This is a genomic window from Streptomyces sp. NPDC005263 (assembly GCF_042872365.1).
Classification (GTDB): Bacteria; Actinomycetota; Actinomycetes; order Streptomycetales; family Streptomycetaceae; genus Streptomyces.
On the sequence record NZ_JBIAKJ010000004.1, the window covers coordinates 106,119 to 125,986 of the forward strand.

Here is a 19,868-nt window from a genome sequence, read left to right on the forward strand (position 1 = left end):
GAGGCCCCCATGACCGAGCATCTCGTCGACGCCCGAGCCCCACGCGATCTGCATGCCTTCATCGCGTCGCTGCCCAAGGCCGAGCTCCATGTGCACCACGTCGGTTCCGCCTCCCCGCGCATCGTCTCCACGCTGGCCGCCCGCCACCCGGACTCCAAGGTGCCCACCGACCCCGAGGCCCTGGTCGACTTCTTCAGCTTCACGGACTTCGCGCACTTCATCGACGTGTACCTGTCCGTCGTCGACCTGATCCGCACGCCGGAGGACGTACGGCTGCTGACGTACGAGATCGCCCGGGACCTGGCCCGGCAGCAGGTGCGCTACGCCGAGCTGACCATCACGCCGTTCTCCTCGACCCGGCGCGGCATCGACGAACTCGCCTTCATGGAGGCGATCGAGGACGCCCGCAAGGCGGCCGAGGCCGAGTTCGGGACGGTTCTGCGCTGGTGCTTCGACATCCCGGGGGAGGCCGGGCTGATGTCCGCCGAGGAGACGGTACGGATGGCCACCGACGACCGTCTGCGGCCGGAGGGCCTGGTGTCGTTCGGGCTCGGCGGGCCCGAAGTGGGAGTACCCCGGCCACAGTTCAAGCCGCACTTCGACCAGGCGATCGCGGCGGGTCTGCACTCCGTCCCGCACGCCGGTGAGACGACCGGCCCGCAGACCGTGTGGGACGCGCTCACCCACCTGCGCGCCGAGCGCATCGGACACGGCACCAGCTCAGCGCGGGACGAGAAGCTCCTCGCCCATCTCGCCGAGCACCGGATCGCGCTGGAGGTGTGCCCGACCTCCAACATCGCCACGCGGGCGGTGCCCACGCTCGACGAGCACCCCCTCAAGGAGTTCGTGAAGGCCGGCGTGCTGGTCACCATCAACTCCGACGACCCGCCGATGTTCGGCACCGACCTCAACAACGAGTACGCCGTCGCCGCCCGGCTGCTGGACCTCGACGAGCGGGGTCTGGCCGAGCTGGCGAAGAACGCGGTCGAGGCCTCGTTCCTCGACGAGACGGGCAAGACCCGGATCAAGGACGAGATCGACACGTACACCGCCGGTTGGCTCGCCCCCTGATCACAGCACAATGGGCGCATGCAGAAGCTGACCGCCGTGGCCCATCGCGGCGACCCCTACCGCGTCCGTGAGAACACCGTCGACTCGCTGCGTTCCGCGCTCCGGCGGGGCGCGGACGCGGTCGAGATCGACGTACGGCTCACCCGGGACGGCGTGCCCGTCCTGCTGCACGACGACACGCTGAAGCGGTTGTGGGAGCACGAACGGCCGCTGCTGTCGCTGTCGGCCGACGAGGTGCGCGGGCTCACGGACGGCGGGGTGCCGACGCTCGCCCAGGCGCTGGCCGCGACCGAGGGCAGCCGGGTGCTGCTCGACCTGCCGGGCACCCCGGACGTGCGGGCGGCCCGCCGGATCGTGGACGTGGTGCGGGAGTGCGGGGCGCGGGAGAGGGTGTACTACTGCGCGGACGCCCGGGCCATGCTCGCCGTACGCGCCGCCGACCCGGCCGCCGAGATCGCGCTGACCTGGACCACGCTGGCCCCGCCCCGGCCCGCGCTGCTGGACGCGGTGCGCCCGCGCTGGCTCAACTACCGCTTCGGGCTGGTGGATCACGCCCTGGCCGAGCGCGTGCACACCGACGGCTGTCTGCTCTCCGTGTGGACCCCGGACACCCGCCGCTCCATGCGCCGCCTGATCGGCATGGGCGTCGACTCGATCACCACCAACCGCGTCGACATCCTGTGCGCCCTGCGCGACGGGGCGCTGGGCGACGGCGACCGGCGCGAGGGCGGGCGGTCCGCGGGCTTGAGCTAGACGCGCGAGCGTTGAGGGACGGTCGCCGGATCGGCCGGGGTGGCGCGGGTGACGTACTGCGGCACCGGTGTGTCGTCCGTGCCGGTGTCGCGGACCAGGCCGTAGCGCTTCGCGCCCTGGTCGGGGCCCGTCGTGACGTCCTTCTCCACCGCGTCCCAGCTCGACGGGAAGACGTTCAGGCCGTAGTCGGCGCCGCGTTCGTTCACGGTGAGGGTGACGCTGCCGTCGACGTAGAAGTACTCGTTCTGCCACATCTGCTGGGTGCCGGACGGCAGGACGGCGTAGCCGGTGGCCGAGTCGCCCATGCCGGTGGCGGAGGGGTCGGTGGCGCTGACCGGGTCGTCCATGCGCCGGCCGCCGCCCGAGGCGACATGGAAGAGCTCGCCCCGCAGCCCGGTCCAGGCCGGCATGACCAGGGCGCCGGCCCGGTACTGCGGTGAGATCTGCCAGCGGACGAGGACATAGCCCCGACCGCTGAGCGTCACGCTGTCCCCGCGGTGGTTCATGGTGGCGTGCGCGCCGCCGCTGCTGGTGATGCCGGGCTCGGGCCGGTGCGGCAGGGTGGCCGGCTCGGCGTTGGGGTCGGGTGCCCGGTCGACGGCGTCGACGACGGCGCCGTACAGGTCGGCTCTCTTCGGCCGGGCCGACGACGGCGGGGCCGTGGGCGGGGCCGTGGGCGTGGGCGTGTGGGCTGTGGGCGTCGGGGAGGCCGACGGGGGTGGTGGGGCGGAGGTGGCCGTCCGGCTCGGGGTGGTGACGGCGGCGCGCGCGGGCGGTGCGGGGTCCGGCGGCCGGGTGACGACGTACGCGCCGCCCGCGGCGAGGGTCGCGCCCGCGGTCACGGCGACCGCCGGCTTGGCGAGCGCGCTCAGCACCTTGGCGGACCAGCCGACGGAGGTGCCGGCGGCCGTGGCGGCCACGGCCGTCTTGCCGCCGAAGGCGAGGGAGAGCGTGAAGCCGACCGGGAGCGGGACCAGCGCGATCCCGGCCAGCAGGCGCTCCGCCGGTACGACGGACGCGCGGGCGTCACCGCAGTACCCGCAGCCGCGGATGTGCCGGGCCAGCCGCTTGCGCCAGACGGAGTCGGGGCGGCCCGGCCAGCGGGCGGTCAGTTCGCGCAGGTCCGGGCAGGCGCCGTCGAGGGCCCGGACGATGCCCCGCGACACCTCCAGGCGCTCCTTCATCCGCTGGACACGCACGGCGGCGTGCTGGCGGCTGACGCCGACGGCGTCAGCCAGCTCACGCCGGGTGAGTTCACCGGCGACCTCCAGCCACCACAGGGACAGCAGCTGCCGGTCCTCGTCGTCGAGCCAGCGCACCGCCTCCGCGACCTCACGCCGCTCCCCCTCCAACTGGAGCCGCAGTACGGTGAGTTCGGCGAAGTCGGCGGCCTCCTGCGGTGCCGTCTCGTCCAGTCGGGCGGGCGTTGTGCGGCGGGCCCGGTCCCGGATCTGCCGCATGGCGATCGCCACCAGCCAGGAGCGGAAGCTGTCCGGGTCGCGCAGCGAGCCGAGGTTGTCGACGGCCCGCAGCATGGTCTCCTGCACGACGTCGTCCACGTCGGCGTGGCCGTTCAGCGCCCGGCCGACGACGTTGTAGACCAGCGGGAGCCAGCCCGCGACCAGGTCGTCCAGCGCCTGCCGGTCGCCGGCCTGCGCCGCCACGACGGTGGAGCTCCAGTGCCGCGTGTCCACGATGCCCTTTCGGTGACCGGTGTGATGACCGAGGTCGGATTTCTTCTGGCACGCACCCTCTCAGGCGGGCCGCGAGTGTCGTATGTCCGGCATCACAGTGCGGAGACGGCGTGAAGGCGGCCGGGATAACAGTTTTCGGCTGCCCTTAGGTGGCTCCCCTGACAACCCCCTTGTCCTGTACGGAACTTGATCGGGGTCGCGTCAGGGGCGGGCGCCCTCCTCACCGACGATCCGGTGGCTGCGATGCGCCCGGAGGATGAGCATCACCACATACCCGCAGACCTCTGGAGCAGCCTCATGCGCGCCCCCCGTCGCACGACCCTCCTCGCCGCGTCCCTCGTCCTCGCCCTCGGCGCGGCCCCGCTGGCGGCCCCCGCCTTCGCCGCGACCGCGCCCGCCCCGGCCGCCGCGCACGCCACGACGACCGGCGACCTGGACACCGCCGCCCTGCGCGCCGCGCTCGAAGGGCTCCCGGACAAGGACGCGACCTTCGCACTCGTCCGGGTCGGCGGCAGAGACGGCACCTGGCGCGGCAGCGCGGGCGTGCACGACCTGGCGAGCGACACGGCGGCGGACCCGGACGCCCGGTTCCGGGCCGGTTCGACGACGAAGGTGGTGACGGCCGCGGTCGTCCTGCAGCTCGCGGCGGAGGGGAAGATCCACCTGAACACGCCTGTGCAGCACTACCTTCCGGGCCTGCTGTCCAGCAGGTTCGAGCCGATCACCGTACGGCAGCTGCTGAACTACACGAGCGGTATCCAGCCGGGCGACGGCCTCGGGAACACCTTCGAGGAGCTGTACGCGCACCGCTTCGACACGCTGACACCCCGGCAGGTCGTGGCGTCGGCCGTGGCCAAGGGCCCCGAGTTCCGCCCGGGGAAGAAGCAGCACTACCTGAACATCGACTACACGATCCTCGGCCTGCTGATCGAGAAGGTGACGGGACACTCGTACGCATCCGAGGCCACCAGGCGCGTACTGCTGCCCGCCGGGATGCGGGACACGTACTTCCCCGGCACGGACCCGTCGATCCGCGGCCCGCACAACCGCGGCTACCAGACGGTGAAGCGGGCCGACGGCACGACGGACCTCGTCGACGTGACCGACTGGAACCAGGCCGACCGGTGGGCGGCCGGGGACATGATCTCCACCACCGCCGACCTGGAGCGGCTGCTGAACCGCCTGTTCCGCGGCGACCTGGTGCCGCGGCCGCAGCTGAGGGAGATGTTCACGGTCCCGAAGGGCATCAAGGGCGCCGACATGAGCGCCGGTCTGCAGCGCTTCGAGTTCGAGGGCCGGGTCTACTGGCTCAAGTCGGGCGCCCGGTACGGCTACGGCACGGTGATCGCCGCGACCCGGAACCTGTCACGCACACTGGTCGTCTCCGTCGGCGGCACGGACGTGAAGAGCGAGGACATGAACCCGGTGACCGAGCGGATCGCGCGCGCCGCGCTCAAGTAGCGGGGACGAGCCCGGCTTCCGACGGCGGCACCGCACTTCCGGCCGCGTCACGGAACGGAGGGGCGGGCGCTGCCGGGCGTGGGCGCATCCTGGGTCCGGGCCGTCGGCCGGGCGACCGAGGACTCGACCGGCAAAGAGAGCGACGGCTCGACCGAGGGCTCGATCGTCGCGACCTTCGAGGGTGCGTTCGTCGATGCCGACGGATCACGAGCGGGCCTCTCGCCCGGATCGGACGGGTTGGTGCTGGTCTCCGGGCTGGGCCGGGGACTGTCGGGGGGCGTCTCCGACGGGGACGGCCCGGTCGAGGGACTGCGCGCGGGCGGCGGGGCCATCGGGACCGTCGGGGACGCGGGGCCCTGGTGGGCCGTCAGGCGCAGCGGCAGCGTGACCAGGGCGGCGACGGCGCAGGACGCGCCGACCCCGACCGCGGCGGCGCGCAGCAGACGGCGGCGGCCGGCGCGGCGGCGGATCGCCTCGTACCGGCCGGCGGGCGGGCCGAGGTAGTCGGAGGCGGGCCGCAGGATGACGGCGAGGGGGTCGTCGGGCTCGAATTCGGGACCGTCGTCAGGGCGTGTGATCAAGGCTTCTCCCCAGATGGGCACGGAGCAGTTCGCGGGCCGCGTGCAGGTCGGCCTTGACGGTCCCTTCCTTGCGCCCGGTCAGCGCGGACACCTCCCGGATCGGCATGTCGGCGTAATAGTGCAGCAGGATCGGCACCCGCAGCCGTTCCGGTAACGCCTGGACGAGCAGGCGCACCGAGGGGTCGGCCTGCTGGGGCGGCGGGCGCAGGGCGGCCTCGACGGTCGCCCTGCGCACGGCTCCGCGCTCCCGCTCCAGTTTGCGCCAGTGGTCCCGGACCAGGTTGGCCGCCGTGACGTAGAGGAACCCGCGGGGTTCCGTCACGGCGGTCCAGCGACCCCAGAGCCGGGTGAAGGCCTCCGAGGCGATCTCGTGGGCCGTCTCGTCGTCGTCGACCAGCCGCCGGCACCAGCCGGCCAGACGCGGGTAGAGGGCGGCGAACAGCTCGGACGCTGCCGTCTCGCGGGACCGTTTCAACGCTCTCCGTGCTCTCCGTGGGGCGTGCGGGCAGGTGGCGTGCGGGGATGCGACGCGTGCGGGTCAGTGGCCGGCGGAGCTCATCGTGGCGAAGACGATGACGTTGTCGAGGTAGCCGTCCCCGCTGCGGGCGCCGCCGCACGTGATCAGCCGCAACTCCGGGCGGCTCACGTCTCCGTAGACCTCTTTCGCCGGGAAGTGAGCCTTGGCGACCGTCCGTACGGAGTCCACCGCGAACGCCGCGGTCGTGCCGTTCTCCAGGCGCGCCTCGATCCGGTCGCCCTGCCGCAGCCGCACGAGGTCGCGGAAGACCCCGTCCCCGTAGGACCCGACCGTGACATGACCGAGGATCACGGACGGTCCGGTCTGGCCGGGCGTCGGCGAGTGCCGGTACCAACCGGCCCGGTCGTGCGCCGTGATCGGGGGCACCTGCACGGTGCCGTCCGGGGCCAGACCCAACTGCATCACCGGGGTGTCGACCCCGATGGCCGGGATGCGCAGCCCGATCGGGACGGACCGTCCGAGGGGCCGCACCGGGTCGGTGGAGGACCGGGAGGGCGAGGACGTGGAGCCTGAACGGGCCGCCGTGCCCTGCCCGTTCCGCCCGCTCCCGCCGTCCTGGTTGCCCCCGCCGTCCTTCCCGCCCCCGCCGCCACCGCAGCTCACGAGCAGCGAGGCCGTCGCCGCGGTGACGAACGCGCGCCTGGAGAGGGAGGTCATGCCCCGGTCGCCCGCCGACGCCGTACGACGACGAACGCCGCGCCGCCCAGTACGCCCGCCGCGGCGGCGCCCCCGCCGATCAGGCCGCCGGTGGACGAGGACTGGCCCGACTCGGGCGCGGCGCCGGTGTCGGGCGCTCCGCTCGGCACGACCGCGACCTGGTCCCGGGACGGCGCCTTGCTCGGTTCGGCGCTCGGAACCTTGCTCGCCTCCCGGGGCTCGCTGGCGGGGGCGGACGGGACCGGGCTCGGGGCAGTGCTCGCGTCGGCGGCGGACGGAACCGGGCTCGCGCTCAGCCCGTCGGCGAACGCGGGCCCGACGCCCGCGAGTACGGCGGTGCACGCAAGTGCCATGACACTGAGGACAGTTCGGCGCATGAATCGCTCTCTCTCGTCGGTCCGCCCACCCGAAGGCTCGGTGGGCGGGGTTGCAGATCGACGGGAGAGACGACGGAGCGACGGGGTGGGTTGTAAAGAGATGGCAAAGCCCGGTCGGGCGTAGGGCGGAGAAGGGCCGGGGGGCCGGGCGACCAGCCACAACGAACCGGCGCGGACCGGGCAACCGCCCGCATCCGCGCCGTCGTTCTTCCTCGCCCCCGCGGAGCGCCTACGCCTCCAGCGACGTCATCACGTGCTTGATCCGCGTGTAGTCGTCGAAGCCGTAGCCGGAGAGGTCCTTGCCGTAGCCGGACTTCTTGAAGCCGCCGTGCGGCATCTCCGCGACCAGCGCGATGTGGGTGTTGATCCACACGCAGCCGAAGTCGAGCTTCTTGGACATCCGCATCGCGCGGCCGTGGTCCTTGGTCCACACGGAGGAGGCGAGGGCGTACTCCACGCCGTTGGCCCACTCCACCGCCTGGTCCTCGTCGGAGAAGGACTGGACGGTGATGACCGGCCCGAAGACCTCCTGCTGGATGATCTCGTCGTCCTGCCTGAGGCCCGAGACGACGGTCGGGGCGTAGAAGTAGCCCTTGTCGCCGACCCGGTGGCCGCCCGCCTCGACCTTGGCGTGCGCGGGCAGCCGCTCGATGAAGCCGGAGACCTGCTTGAGCTGGTTCGGGTTGTTGAGCGGACCGAACAGCACGTCCTCGTCATCGGGACGGCCGGTCTTGGTCTTCGCCGCCGTCTTCGCCAGCTCGGCCACGAACTCGTCGTGCACGCCCTCGTGGACGAGGACGCGGGTGGCGGCCGTACAGTCCTGGCCGGCGTTGAAGAAGCCGGCCACCGAGATGTCCTCGACCGCCTTGGCGATGTCGGTGTCCTCGAAGACGACGACCGGCGCCTTGCCACCCAGCTCCAGGTGGACGCGCTTGAGGTCCTTGGACGCCGACTCGGCGACCGACATGCCCGCGCGCACGGACCCGGTGATGGAGGCCATCGCCGGGGTCGGGTGCTCCACCATCAGCCGGCCCGTGTCACGGTCGCCGCAGATGACGTTGAAGACACCCTTGGGCAGGATCGAGCCGATGATGTCGGCGATCAGGACCGTGGACGCCGGAGTGGTGTCCGACGGCTTGAGCACGACCGTGTTGCCCGCCGCGATCGCCGGCGCGAACTTCCACACGGCCATCATCATCGGGTAGTTCCACGGCGCGACCTGCGCGCAGACGCCGACCGGCTCACGGCGGACGATCGAGGTCAGCCCCTCCATGTACTCGCCGGCGCTGCGTCCCTCCAGCATCCGGGCCGCGCCCGCGAAGAAGCGGATCTGGTCGACCATCGGCGGGATCTCCTCGGAGCGGGTCAGCCCGATCGGCTTGCCCGTGTTCTCCACCTCGGCCGCGATGAGTTCCTCGGCCCGCTCCTCGAACGCGTCCGCGATCTTCAGGAGTGCCTTCTGGCGCTCGGCGGGGGTCGTGTCACGCCAGCCAGGGAAGGCTGCGGCGGCGGCCGCCATCGCGGCGTCCACGTCCGCCGGTCCGGACAGCGGCGCGGTCGCGTACGCCTCGCCCGTCACGGGGTTGACCACCTCGGTGGTCCGTCCATCGGCGGCGTCCTTGAACTCTCCGTCGATGTGGTTGCGCAGACGACGCAGCTCGGTGCTCACTGCCGGCCTCCTGTCAAGGTTGAACTGTCCACTCACTGAGACACCCACCCTAATCCGCAGGTCCACGTTTTCAACACCCCCGATCGCGCCATCGCTGCGAAATCCGCAGGTATCGATCGCATGAACAACGAATTTCATCGCATCGGCCTTGCGGAACTGTCGAGACGTCGTGCACAGTGAGCTCGTGGCCAGTCGAAACGCACACCCCAGAGACTCGCGGGAGAACCGGGAGAACAGTGAGTCCTCCCGCGAGTCGAGGAACAGCGGCACCCCGCACCTCGATGCCGTCTCCCTCGGCATCATCGAACAGCTCCAGGAGGACGGCCGACGGCCGTACGCCGCCATCGGCAAGGCCGTCGGCCTCTCCGAGGCGGCCGTGCGCCAGCGCGTCCAGAAGCTGCTCGACCAGGGGGTGATGCAGATCGTCGCCGTCACGGACCCGCTCACCGTGGGCTTCCGCCGCCAGGCGATGGTCGGTGTCCGCGTCGAGGGTGACGTGGAGTCCGTGGCCGACGCCCTCAGCGCCATGTCCGAATGCGAGTACGTGGTGATGACCGCGGGCTCCTTCGACCTGATGGTGGAGATCGTCTGCGAGGACGACGACCACCTGCTGGAGGTCATCAACAAGCACATGCGAGCCATCCCCGGAGTGCGCTCCACCGAGAGCTTCGTCTACCTCAAGCTCAAGAAGCAGACCTACATGTGGGGAACCCGATAACCGTGAGCACCGACAGCCCCAAGGACCTCAGCCGGACCGCGTACGACCACCTGTGGATGCACTTCACCCGCATGTCCTCGTACGAGAACTCCCCCGTACCGACGATCGTCCGGGGCGAGGGCACCCACATCTACGACGACAAGGGCAAGCGCTACCTCGACGGTCTCGCGGGTCTGTTCGTGGTCCAGGCCGGACACGGCCGCGTGGAGCTCGCCGAGGCGGCCTTCAAGCAGGCACAGGAGCTGGCGTTCTTCCCGGTCTGGTCGTACGCCCACCCCAAGGCCGTGGAGCTCGCGGAGCGTCTGGCGGACCACGCCCCGGGCGACCTCAACAAGGTCTTCTTCACCACCGGCGGCGGCGAGGCCGTCGAGACCGCCTGGAAGCTCGCCAAGCAGTACTTCAAGCTGACCGGCAAGCCCACCAAGCACAAGGTCATCTCGCGCGCGGTCGCGTACCACGGCACCCCGCAGGGCGCTCTGTCCATCACCGGCCTGCCGGCCCTGAAGGCCCCCTTCGAGCCGCTGGTCCCGGGCGCGCACAAGGTCCCGAACACCAACATCTACCGCGCCCCGCTCTTCGGCGACGACCCCGTGGCCTTCGGCCGCTGGGCCGCCGACCAGATCGAGCAGCAGATCCTCATGGAGGGCCCGGACACGGTCGCGGCGGTCTTCCTGGAGCCGGTGCAGAACGCCGGCGGCTGCTTCCCGCCGCCGCCCGGCTACTTCCAGCGGGTGCGCGAGATCTGCGACAAGTACGACGTGCTGCTCGTGTCGGACGAGGTCATCTGCGCCTTCGGCCGCCTGGGCACGATGTTCGCCTGTGACAAGTTCGGCTACGTGCCGGACATGATCACCTGCGCCAAGGGCATGACCTCGGGCTACTCCCCGATCGGCGCCTGCGTCATCTCCGACCGCCTGGCCGAGCCGTTCTACCAGGGCGACAACACCTTCCTGCACGGCTACACCTTCGGCGGGCACCCGGTCTCCGCGGCCGTGGGCATCGCCAACCTGGACCTGTTCGAGCGCGAGAACCTCAACCAGCACGTGCTCGACAACGAGGGCGCCTTCCGCTCGACCCTGGAGAAGCTGCACGACCTGCCGATCGTCGGCGACGTCCGCGGCAACGGGTTCTTCTACGGCATCGAACTGGTGAAGGACAAGCACACCAAGGAGTCGTTCGACGAGGAGGAGACCGAGCGCGTCCTGTACGGCTTCCTCTCCAAGGCCCTCTTCGACAACGGCCTGTACTGCCGGGCCGACGACCGCGGCGACCCGGTGATCCAGCTCGCCCCGCCGCTGATCTCCGACCAGGGGACGTTCGACGAGATCGAGCAGATCCTGCGCGCGACGCTGACGGAGGCGTGGACGAAGTTCTGATCTTCGTATCGGTCTCCGCTCCGGACTTGGCTCTGATCTTGGCTCTGATCTTCCGGAGGGATCTTCGTTAAGGAAGATCAAATACGGCCCCGGTGCCGCCCGTTCGAGTGAGAAACGGGCGCCCGGGGCCGCGTGCTGTGCGGGCCGACCTCGGGAACTGCCTAGCGTGCCTGTGACCGATCGGCCCTGCCTTCGTTCCCCCGCACGGGGGATTTCGCGAACCACGCACGGCTTTTCTGATCTGAACGAGGTGTACGCCCATGGAGGCCCCGCCGGACAACGACGTGCTCTGGGCACGGTCCCTGCACTTCACGCACCAGGACGGCTCCCCCGCGCTGGCCGGTGTCTCGCTGGGCGTCCGCGAGAGCGAGATCCTCGCCGTCACCGGCCCGCGCGGCAGCGGCAAGACGACCCTGCTGGGGTGCCTGTCCGGGCTGGTCCCGGCGCAGCGCGGCGAGGTCTGGTTCAACAGCGCGCCCGTCCACACCATGGGCCCGATGGCCCGCGAGCGGCTGCGGCGCGACCGCTTCGGCTGGATCGAGCCCACCCCGGTACTGGTCCCCGAGCTCACGGCCTGGGAGAACGCGGCCCTTCCCCTGATGCTGCGCGGCACCAGCCGGCGCCGTGCCAAGACGGCGGCGCTGGAGTGGCTGGAGCGCCTGGACGTCGGCGACAGCACCCGCAAGCGCCCGCACGAACTGTGCCAGTCCGAGCGCCAGCGGGTGTGCGTCGCGCGGGCCCTTGCGCCTGCCCCCACGGTGCTGTTCGCCGACGAGCCGACGGCTCCGCTGTACAGCGTGGACCGCACCCACGTCCTGCGCACGCTCACCACGGCGGCCCGCTCGCACGGCATCACCGTGGTCCTCGCGACGCACGACCCGCAGACGGCCGCCCTCGCCGACCGCACGGTGTCGCTGCTGGACGGACGGCGCGTGAACACCGTGCACCTGCCCCCGGTCCCCGAGACGGAAGGCCGGGCCACGTGCTCGCTCTCCGTCTGACCCGCGGCGCCCACCCGGCCGTCCAGCTCCGCCGCCTCCTGGTGGCGACGGCGTCGGCCGGCACGGGCTTCCTCCTGCTCTGCACCCTCGGTTACGCGATCGGCCACCCCGACGACCCGGCGGGCTCGCTGCTTCGGCTGGCCTGGTGCGCGACACCCCTGGCCACGACGGTGTACCTCGCTCTCGCCGTGGCCCGCACCGACCCGGCCGCCAGGCCACGCACCGGCCTGTCGGCGATCGGTCTGGGCCCCGTCCGGCTGATGGCCGTCTCGGCCACCACGACGGCCCTCTCCAGCATGCTGGGCTCCATGCTCGCCCTGCTGGTCTTCCTCCACCTCCGAGGCGACCTGACCGGCATGCCGTTCGACCGGGCGGCAGCGGACTTCCTGGCGGCGGGCGAGCCCTTGCCGCTCCCGGCCGCTCTGACCTTGCTGGCCCTGGTCCCGGTGTCCGCGTCGCTGGCGGTGGGCCTGGTGTCGCGGCCACGGGAGCGCCGGCGGCAGGCAGCGGCCCTCGCGGGGGTCCGGTCGTTCGGCCGCCTCGGGACGTACGGCGCCCCCGCGGCACGGGCCACCGCCGGTGCGGCTCCCGACCCGAGGCACGGCGGCACCACCTCACCGGGCCGGACAAAGGGACCCACCACCGCGGTGGCCACCGCCCCGGACACCGGTACCCCGGACATGAGCAGCGCGGTGACCTCCGATCCGGACACCGACACCGCGGACACCGCCACCCCTGACACCGACACGCCGGACCTGATCCCCGGAGGGAGCCTCCCCTCGTCCCCCCAGGACGCCCCCCGGGGCCTCCCCTGGGGCATCGCGATCCTCGCCGCGGGTCTGGCCGTGGAGGCCTACGCCAACCGCGCCGCCCCCGCCTCAGCACCCACCTCCTCCCTCACCATGCCCGGCGGCCTCAGCACAGCGGGCCCCGCCGGGGTCCTCGTCGGCTGGGTCCTCACCGCCCTCGGTCTGGCCCTGGCCGGCCCCGGCCTCACCCACCTCTGCGGCCGCCTCCTCCAGACCGCCCGGCCGGGCGCCCTCCGCCTCCTCGCCGGTCGCGTCCTCATGGCGGAGGCCACCCGCATCGGCCGCCCCCTCGGCGTGGTCTGCGCGGTCATGTCGGGGACGTACGCCATGACCGCGCTGTACGACACGGCGGATCCCTCCGTCGGACCGCTGACCGTCCTCGGTCTGCTCCTGGTGACCGGCTGCACCGTGGCGACCCTCGCGACCGCCGCCGTGGAGGCCAAGCAGGCCCGCGCCGACACCACGGCCGCCCTGCTGCGGCTCGGCGCGCCCAGCACCACGCTGCGCAGCGCCGCCGCCCTGCGCGCCGCCGCGCTGCTGGCCCTGTTCGGCCCGCTCACCCTGGTCGTGGCCGAACTCGCCGCGCTTCCCCTGGCCCGCTGACGCAGGACGCACGAAACCCGCAGGAAGACCGACAAGAGACCCCCTTCCGAGCCCTCTGCTGAGCCCGTACGCGAATCCGTACGAGAATCCGTACGAAAAAAATCTCCGGCGGCCGATGAGTTCCGGTGGGACGCGCCGTCTACCCACCGAACAGCACGCACCCGATGGGAGAGACCGATGACCTCGAGCTACCAGCAGATGATTTTCGTCAACCTGCCGGTCAACGACCTGGACGCCTCGAAGAAGTTCTTCACCGAGCTGGGCTACACGATCAACCCGCAGTTCAGCGACGACAACGCGGTCTCCGTCGTGATCAGCGACAACATCGTCGCCATGCTGCTCACCAAGTCGTTCTACGCGACCTTCACCAAGAAGGAGATCGCCGACGCGACCAGAACCAGCGAGGTGCTGATCGCGCTGAGCGCCGAGAGCCGCGAGAAGGTCGACGAACTCGTCGAGAAGGCGCTGGCGGCGGGCGGCTCCCCGGCGGGCGAGACGCAGGACCACGGCTTCATGTACGGGCGTTCCTTCGACGACCCGGACGGCCACACCTGGGAGGTCGTCTGGATGGACCCGGCCGCCGTCCAGGGCTGAGACCCCGCCGCCGCCCTGAACCCTGGGCCCTAGCATGAGCGGGTGCAGATGATGCCCGCCCATGCGGCCCACCACAACGACCGTGAGATAGAGACGCTCGAGGAGTTCGACGCCACCGTCTCGGCGCGCGGCACGCTCGCCGGATTCCGCGTCCAGGCCGTCGATCTGACGGACCGTACACGCGAACTCCTCGGCACGGACACGTCGGGCGCGGTCTTCCTCGGCTGCCGGATGCGCGAGGAGGCCGCGGTCAAGGTCCGCGCGGACGGGGCCATGGTCTTCCCGCCCGTCCCCGACCTGCCCTTCGACCCGTACCGGGGCCTGGTCTACTCCCCCGACGAACTCTTCGCCTTCCTGGCGGACGGCTACGAGGCCACACCGGACGCCCGCGCGTACGCCTGGTTCCAGCAGACCAAGACCGACGGCGACATATTCGCCTCGATGCTGCGCGCGATCCACGACGACGCCGTCTCCGACGCCCTCGACGAACTCCTGCGCGGGGCGCGGGTGGTGGGTGTGATGGGCGGTCACGCGATGGCGCGCGGGACTCAGGAGTACGCCGGTGCCGCGCGGCTCGGCCGGGAGCTGGCCCGCGCCGGGTTCACGGTCGCCACCGGCGGCGGCCCCGGCGCGATGGAGGCGGCGAACCTCGGCGCGTACGCCGCCCCGTACGACGACGAGATGCTGACCGACTCGCTCCGCACGCTCGGCAAGACGCCCGGCTTCACGCCCTCGATCACCGACTGGGCGAGGGCCGCCTTCGAGGTGCGAGGCCGCTGGCCCGAGGGCGGCCCCTCCGTCGGCATCCCGACCTGGTTCTACGGCCACGAGCCGCCGAACGCCTTCGCCGGTCACATCGCCAAGTACTTCGCCAACGCCACCCGCGAGGACGGCCTGTTGGCCCGCTCCACCGCGGGCGTGGTGTTCCTGCCGGGCGCCGCCGGGACCGTACAGGAGATCTTCGACAACGCGACGCCCAACTACTACGAGTCGCGGGGCGAGCCCACGCCGATGGTCCTCGTGGACCGGGCCCACTGGACGGAGAGACTTCCCACGTGGCCGCTGTTGCGGGCGCTCGCGCGGGACCGGTCCATGGAGGACCGCATCGCGCTGGTCGACCGGATCGAGGAAGCCCCGGCGGCGCTGAAACGTCTCGGCAGTTAATAAGACGGCAAAGCCAACGCCTGTATCCTCCGTATGCGTTGACACTACTTATGCAGCGCTTATAGACCTGTGAGTCCCCTGGGGGTGGAGGTGTGATGCTGACATCACCTCACCGCCCCCTCCACCCCCCGCATTTACGCATCCTGTGAAGGACAAACGTGGCAGTGTCCATATCCCGTCGTACCGCCGTACGCGCCGCGCGCATCCTCGGTGTCGCCTCCGCCTCCGCCGCGCTGGCGCTCAGTGCCGCCGGCAGCGCGCTGGCCTGCGACATCAGCGAGTTCTCCGCCGAGGCGAAATGTGACGGCACGAAGGGTGTCATCACCGTCACCGACGTGGACCCCTCCGGTGTCCCGGCCGTCGTCTCCGTCTTCCTGGAGGAGAACGGCGCCGACGCGAAGAAGGTCGGCCAGCAGGAGGTCAAGGGCAAGCGCGAGGGTGTCACCATCACCTTCGAGGAGGACTGGCAGCCGAACGCCGTCTACCGCGTCCACGTCAAGGCCGGCAACCAGGTCGACGAGGACATCAAGCCCAACCTGACCACCCCGGCCACGGCTTGCAAGACCGAGGACACCCCGACCCCGCCCTCGGAGTCCACCCCGACGCCCACCCCGACGCCGTCGGACTCCGCGTCGACCCCGGCCGAGGACACCGACAGCCCGACCCCGAGCCCGACGCCCTCGCAGGCCGAGAGCACCGAGCCGGCGGGCACCGTGAGCAACGCTCCGTCCCCCGCGGCCGGTGACTCCAACCTCGCCGAGACCGGTGCGAACTCCAACACCGGCATCATCGCCGGTGTCGCGGTCGCCCTGGTCGCCGTCGGCGGCGGCGCCGTCTTCTTCGGCTTCCGTCGCCGTGGGGCGAACAGCGGCCGCTGACGTCGCCCGCGTCGTACCGACACACTGTGGCCCGCCCTTCGACGAGGGCGGGCCACAGCCCTGTGCCCCCCTCAACGCCGTACCGCGGGGCAGGGTCAACCCAGCACGACGACCTCGGCCACGTCGAACTCCACTCCCACCACGTCCCCCACGCCCGGCGCGCCCCGCAGCCCGCACGCCGCCTCCAGATCGGGCCCGCCGTCCTGAGGCCGCAACCGAACGGCGACATGCGTGCCCTTGAAGGTGCGCGCGGCCACCGCACACCGCAGCCCCGTGTCCGCGGCCACGAGCCGCACCCCGGCCGGCCGCACCAGCACCCGCCGCTCCCCCTGCGAGGCCCCCGCGGGCACCGGCACCTTCCCCCACGGGGTGTCCGCGGCCTCACCACCCACCACGGCCTCGACCACGTTCTCGAAGCCCAGGAACCGCGCCACGAACTCGTCGGCCGGTCGCTCCCACACCTCCAGCGGCGTACCGGACTGCGCGATCCGCCCGTCCCGCATCACCACCACCCGGTCGGCGAGCGCGAAGGCCTCACCCTGGTCGTGCGTCACCGCCAGCACGGTCGTCCCCAACCGCCCGAACAGCTCCCGCAGTTCGACGACCAGCCGCTCCCGCAGCGACCGGTCCAGCTGACCGAGCGGCTCGTCCAGCATCAGCAGCCGGGGACGCGGGGCGAGCGCCCGGGCCAGCGCCACCCGCTGCTGCTCGCCCCCGGAGAGCGAGGCGACGGCCCGCCGCCCGGCCCCCGGCAGCCCGACCAGCTCCAGCAACTCCCGTACACGCTCGTCCTGTTGACCCTTCGCCACGCCATGCATCCGCAGTCCGAACGCCACGTTCTGGCCCACGTCCCGCTGCGGGAACAGCTGGTGGTCCTGGAACATCAGCCCGAGGCCCCGCTTGTGCGCGGGCACCCCCGCCTGGTCGCGGCCGTCGAGCGACACCCGCCCACCGTCCAGGAGTTGCAGCCCCGCCACCGCCCGCAGCAGCGTCGACTTGCCGCTGCCACTGGGCCCGAGCACACACACGATCTCGTGCTCGGCGACACCAAGACCGACCCCGTCCAGCACGGCCCGCCCACCGAACCGCACGGTCGCGTCCTCAAGGCTCAACAGCATCTAGAACTCCCCGGTCCGGTCGTCGGTGCGCAGCCGTTCCAGGACCAGCAGAGCCACCGCGCACACGATCATCAGAATCGTCGAAAGGGCCATCGCCTGCCCGTAGTTGACCTCACCGGCCCGGCCCAGCAGCCGGGCCACGGCGACCGGCAGCGTCGGGTTGTCGGGCCGCGCGATGAACACCGTCGCCCCGAACTCCCCCAGCGACACCGCGAAGGCGAACCCCGCGGCGATCAGCAACGCCCGCCGCACCATCGGCAGATCCACCTCGCGCCACACCCGCCACGGTGAGGCCCCGAGCACGGAAGCCGCCTCCCGCAGCCGTGCGTCCGTCGCCCGCAGCACGGGCAGCATGGTCCGCACCACGAACGGGACCCCGACCAGCGCCTGCGCGAGCGGCACCAGGATCCACGAGGACCGCAGGTCCAGCGGCGGCTCGTCCAGCGCGATCAGGAACCCGAACCCGACGGTCACCGCGGACACCCCGAGCGGCAGCATCAGCAGCGCGTCGAACCCCCGCACGAAACGACCCGTGTCCCGTCGGGTCAGCGCGACCGCGGCCAGCCCGCCGATCAGCACCGCGATGACGGTCGCGGCGACGGCGTACCGCAGCGAGTTGCCGATCGCCTCGATCGGCGGGACCAGGAAGAGCCCGCCGTCGTCACGGGTCAGCGCCCGGTAGAAGCCGAAGTCCGGCGCGTCCAGGGACCGCTGCACCAGCACCGCGAGCGGCAGCAGGAGCAGCACGACGATCGAACCGAGGACACCGGCCAGCAGCGCCCACTGCCCCGCCCCGCGCGGCCGGCGCGCGGTGACGGACGCGTCCACCAGCCGCAGGGTCGCCTCCCGCCGCCGTACGGTCCACGCGTGCAGCGCGAGGACCGCGCCCACCGCGGCGAACTGGATGATCGTCAGCACGGCGGCCGTGGACAGGTCGAAGATCTCGGAGGTCTGCCGGTAGATCTCCACTTCGAGGGTCGAGAAGGTCGGCCCGCCCAGGATCTGGACCACGCCGAAGGAGGTGAAGGTGAACAGGAAGACCATCAGCGCGGCCGCCGCCACGGCGGGCGCGAGCGCGGGCAGGGTGATCCGCCGCCACGCCGCGAGCGGGGACGCGCCGAGCATCCGCGCGGCCTCCTCCTGGCGCGGGTCGAGTTGCGCCCAGAGCCCGCCGACGGTCCGCACGACGACCGCGTAGTTGAAGAAGACATGCGCGAGCAGGATCGCCCACACGGTGGTGTCCAGCCGTACGCCCCACAGCTCGTCCAGCAGCCCGCCGCGCCCCACCAGCGCCAGGAACGCCGTACCGACCACGACCGTCGGCAGCACGAAGGGGACCGTCACGACCGCCCGCAGGACCTGCTTGCCGGGGAAGTCGAAGCGGGCGAAGACATACGCGCCGGGCAGCGCCACCAGCAGGGTGAGCGCGGTGGAGGCGAGCGCCTGCCAGGTGGTGAACCACAGCACGTGCCGGATGTCGGACTGCCCGAGCACGTCGGCGATCCGCCCCAGCCGCCACACCCCGTCGACCTTCAGACCCCGCGCGACGATCGCGGCCACCGGATACGCGAAGAACACCGCGAAGAACGCGACGGGCACGGCGATGGGCCCGAGCCGCGCCGCGTTCCCCTTGGAACGCCGGGTCACTTCAGTACGAGCGAGGTCCACGACTTGACCCACTGGTCACGGTTGTCGGCGATCCGGGCCGGGTCCATGGTCTCGGGATCCTTGGCCTGCGGCCCGTACTCGGTGAACTCGGGCGGCACCTGGGCGCCCTCGCGCACCGGGTAGACGAACATGTTCAGCGGCATGTCGTCCTGGAACTCCTTGGTGAGCAGGAAGTCGAGGAACGCCTTGCCGCCCTTGGTGTTCGACGCGTTGCTCAGCAGGCCCGCGTACTCGACCTGGCGGAAGCAGGTGCCGGAGGCGACGCCCGTGGGCGCGGTCTTCGGCTTCGGGTCGGCGTAGATCACCTCGGCGGGCGGCGAGGACGCGTAGGAGACGACCAGGGGCCGGTCGGCCTTGGCCTTCTTGCCGCCGGCGGAACCGGAGAACTCCTCGTTGTAGGCCTGCTCCCAGCCGTCGACCACCTTCACGCCGTTGGCCTTGAGCTTCTTCCAGTAGCCCGGCCATCCCCCACTCTCGGCTTCGCTCGAGCGGGAGGTGCCCCCATCGCCGTACTTCGCCGCGGACCCGAGGAGGAAGGCCAGCCCCGGGGAGGAGGTGGAGGCGTTCTCGGTGACGAGGAGGTTCTTGTACGCCGGCTTGGTCAGGTCGTCGAACGAGGTCGGCGGGGCCAGCTTGTGCTTGCTGAAGTACGCCTTGTCGTAGTTGACGCAGATGTCGCCGGTGTCGATGGGGGTGACCCGGTGCTTGTCCTGGTCGGCCCGGTACTGGGGCTGGATCAGGTCGGAACCCTTCGCCTCGTACGACTGGAAGAGGCCGTTGTCGAGCGCCCGGGACAACAGGGTGTTGTCGACGCCGAAGAAGACGTCGCCCTGCGGGTTGTCCTTGGTCAGGATCGCCTTGTTGACGGCCTGGCCGGCGTCGCCGTCCTTGAGGACCCTGACCTTGTAGCCGGAGCGCTTCTCGAAGTCCGCGAGGACGTTCTTCGACACGGCCCATGAATCGTGGCTGACGAGGGTCACGGTCTTGGAGTCGCCGCCGCCCCCGCCGTCGGACGACCCCGACCCGCACGCGGACAGCGTGACGAGACCGAGTCCGACGACCATGACGGTGGCCTTCTGGGTGATGCTCACTGGATTCCTCCTGGGTTACCAGGAAGAGACGCGGCCCTGCCCGGGAC

Annotated in this window: 19 protein-coding genes; 10 read left to right on the top strand and 9 right to left on the bottom strand. The window is 71.6% G+C overall.

Annotated elements, in window-relative coordinates:
* The first annotated feature begins 9 nt into the window (after positions 1-9).
* Complete coding sequence (locus ACFYRY_RS19005) at positions 10-1,071, top strand: adenosine deaminase (RefSeq protein WP_389146535.1); 1,062 nt, start codon at positions 10-12, stop codon at positions 1,069-1,071.
* A gap of 18 nt (positions 1,072-1,089) precedes the next feature.
* Entirely contained in the window at positions 1,090-1,824 is a 735-nt protein-coding gene (locus tag ACFYRY_RS19010) for a glycerophosphodiester phosphodiesterase (protein WP_389146537.1), read from the top strand.
* Here ACFYRY_RS19010 and ACFYRY_RS19015 read toward each other — a convergent pair.
* Positions 1,821-3,518: a sigma-70 family RNA polymerase sigma factor gene (locus ACFYRY_RS19015; RefSeq protein WP_389146540.1), complete on the bottom strand. Its 1,698-nt coding sequence runs from the start codon at positions 3,516-3,518 to the stop codon at positions 1,821-1,823. The two genes, ACFYRY_RS19010 and ACFYRY_RS19015, sit on opposite strands and share 4 nt — an antisense overlap.
* Before the next feature lie 297 nt (positions 3,519-3,815).
* Between ACFYRY_RS19015 and ACFYRY_RS19020 the strand changes: the two genes are divergently transcribed.
* Positions 3,816-4,979 (top strand): serine hydrolase domain-containing protein, encoded by a 1,164-nt coding sequence (locus ACFYRY_RS19020; protein WP_389146542.1) that lies wholly within the window; start codon positions 3,816-3,818, stop codon positions 4,977-4,979.
* A gap of 47 nt (positions 4,980-5,026) precedes the next feature.
* Here the strand turns inward: ACFYRY_RS19020 and ACFYRY_RS19025 are convergent, their stop codons facing one another.
* From ACFYRY_RS19025 to ACFYRY_RS19045, 5 genes are all read right to left on the bottom strand, one after another.
* Entirely contained in the window at positions 5,027-5,560 is a 534-nt protein-coding gene (locus tag ACFYRY_RS19025; RefSeq protein ID WP_389146545.1) for a hypothetical protein, read from the bottom strand.
* The gene (locus tag ACFYRY_RS19030; protein ID WP_389146548.1) at positions 5,544-6,035 is read right to left on the bottom strand and encodes an RNA polymerase sigma factor; all 492 of its coding nucleotides are present in this window, start codon (positions 6,033-6,035) and stop codon (positions 5,544-5,546) included. Before ACFYRY_RS19030 ends, ACFYRY_RS19025 begins: the two co-directional genes overlap by 17 nt.
* 63 nt (positions 6,036-6,098) lie before the next feature.
* Positions 6,099-6,755 carry a class F sortase gene (locus ACFYRY_RS19035; RefSeq protein ID WP_389146551.1) on the bottom strand — a complete coding sequence of 219 codons (657 nt, stop codon included), beginning with the start codon at positions 6,753-6,755 and terminating at the stop codon, positions 6,099-6,101.
* Entirely contained in the window at positions 6,752-7,132 is a 381-nt protein-coding gene (locus ACFYRY_RS19040) for a sortase-dependent protein (RefSeq protein ID WP_389146554.1), read from the bottom strand. The genes ACFYRY_RS19035 and ACFYRY_RS19040 overlap by 4 nt, the downstream gene beginning before the upstream one ends.
* 229 nt (positions 7,133-7,361) lie before the next feature.
* A complete protein-coding gene (locus ACFYRY_RS19045; RefSeq protein WP_389146557.1) occupies positions 7,362-8,801 on the bottom strand; it encodes a gamma-aminobutyraldehyde dehydrogenase in 1,440 nt (479 codons plus the stop codon).
* Between the two features lie 169 nt (positions 8,802-8,970).
* On the opposite strand from ACFYRY_RS19045, the gene ACFYRY_RS19050 reads away from it, so the two are divergent.
* The 7 genes from ACFYRY_RS19050 to ACFYRY_RS19080 all read left to right on the top strand — a co-directional run bounded on the left by ACFYRY_RS19050 (position 8,971) and on the right by ACFYRY_RS19080 (position 15,944).
* Positions 8,971-9,519: an Lrp/AsnC family transcriptional regulator gene (locus ACFYRY_RS19050; RefSeq protein ID WP_389146560.1), complete on the top strand. Its 549-nt coding sequence runs from the start codon at positions 8,971-8,973 to the stop codon at positions 9,517-9,519.
* 2 nt (positions 9,520-9,521) lie between these two features.
* Positions 9,522-10,895 carry an aspartate aminotransferase family protein gene (locus ACFYRY_RS19055; protein ID WP_389146563.1) on the top strand — a complete coding sequence of 458 codons (1,374 nt, stop codon included), beginning with the start codon at positions 9,522-9,524 and terminating at the stop codon, positions 10,893-10,895.
* A gap of 260 nt (positions 10,896-11,155) precedes the next feature.
* Positions 11,156-11,896 (top strand): ABC transporter ATP-binding protein, encoded by a 741-nt coding sequence (locus tag ACFYRY_RS19060; RefSeq protein ID WP_389146566.1) that lies wholly within the window; start codon positions 11,156-11,158, stop codon positions 11,894-11,896.
* On the top strand, positions 11,878-13,308 hold the full coding sequence (locus tag ACFYRY_RS19065) for a hypothetical protein (RefSeq protein ID WP_389146568.1): 1,431 nt from the start codon (positions 11,878-11,880) through the stop codon (positions 13,306-13,308). The genes ACFYRY_RS19060 and ACFYRY_RS19065 overlap by 19 nt, the downstream gene beginning before the upstream one ends.
* 177 nt (positions 13,309-13,485) lie before the next feature.
* Positions 13,486-13,902, top strand: coding sequence for a VOC family protein (locus tag ACFYRY_RS19070; protein WP_389146571.1), 417 nt, complete (start codon positions 13,486-13,488; stop codon positions 13,900-13,902).
* Between the two features lie 42 nt (positions 13,903-13,944).
* Positions 13,945-15,066, top strand: coding sequence for an LOG family protein (locus tag ACFYRY_RS19075; RefSeq protein ID WP_389146574.1), 1,122 nt, complete (start codon positions 13,945-13,947; stop codon positions 15,064-15,066).
* A 164-nt stretch (positions 15,067-15,230) separates the two neighbouring features.
* Entirely contained in the window at positions 15,231-15,944 is a 714-nt protein-coding gene (locus tag ACFYRY_RS19080; RefSeq protein ID WP_389146577.1) for an LAETG motif-containing sortase-dependent surface protein, read from the top strand.
* Between the two features lie 95 nt (positions 15,945-16,039).
* Here ACFYRY_RS19080 and ACFYRY_RS19085 read toward each other — a convergent pair whose 3' ends face one another.
* From ACFYRY_RS19085 to ACFYRY_RS19095, 3 genes are read right to left on the bottom strand one after another with little or no spacing between them, the layout of a single operon-like run.
* Entirely contained in the window at positions 16,040-17,062 is a 1,023-nt protein-coding gene (locus ACFYRY_RS19085; RefSeq protein WP_389146580.1) for an ABC transporter ATP-binding protein, read from the bottom strand.
* Positions 17,063-18,730, bottom strand: a complete 1,668-nt coding sequence (locus ACFYRY_RS19090) for an ABC transporter permease (RefSeq protein WP_389146583.1) — start codon at positions 18,728-18,730, stop codon at positions 17,063-17,065.
* Positions 18,706-19,794 carry a thiamine ABC transporter substrate binding subunit gene (locus tag ACFYRY_RS19095; RefSeq protein ID WP_389148336.1) on the bottom strand — a complete coding sequence of 363 codons (1,089 nt, stop codon included), beginning with the start codon at positions 19,792-19,794 and terminating at the stop codon, positions 18,706-18,708. The genes ACFYRY_RS19090 and ACFYRY_RS19095 overlap by 25 nt, the downstream gene beginning before the upstream one ends.
* Positions 19,795-19,868: the final 74 nt, after the last annotated feature.